Annotated in this window: 1 protein-coding gene; it reads left to right on the top strand. The window is 72.0% G+C overall.

The annotated features are described in order from the left end of the window. Positions 1-457, top strand: a 457-nt coding sequence (locus FLO80_RS23860; RefSeq protein ID WP_281287068.1) for a secretin N-terminal domain-containing protein, incomplete at both ends; no start/stop codon positions are given.

Below are 457 nucleotides of genomic sequence, written 5' to 3'. Positions count from 1 at the left end.
GGTGATCCGCCTGCGCCATGGCGACGCCAAGACCCTTGCCGCCACCCTCGGGGAGATCGGCGAATCGCTGCACGGCGAGCGGGGCCAGGATGGCCGGGGAAGCGGCAAGCGCGGCCTGCTGGTGCGCGCCGACGAATCGCTGAATGCCCTGGTGATCCTCGCCGATCCGGAGGATGTCGGCCTGCTCGAGGACATCGTCCGCCAGCTCGACGTGCCGCGCGCGCAACTGCTGGTGGAGGCGGCGATCGTCGAGCTGTCCGGCGAGATCGGCGACGCCCTCGGGGTGCAATGGGCGCTGCGTAGCGGGCATGTCGCCGGCGGCGCTGGCTTCGCCGACAGCGGGTTGTCCATCGGCACCCTGCTGGGCGCGTTGCAGGCCGGCAAGCCGCCGGCAGAGCTGCCCGACGGTGCGATAGTCGGCCTCGGCAGTCGCGATTTCGGCGCACTGGTCACCGCG

It is taken from the genome of Aquicoccus porphyridii, from assembly GCF_008369105.1.
Classification (GTDB): Bacteria; Pseudomonadota; Alphaproteobacteria; order Rhodobacterales; family Rhodobacteraceae; genus Aquicoccus; species Aquicoccus porphyridii.
This window is presented reverse-complemented; position numbering and strand designations above follow the sequence as displayed.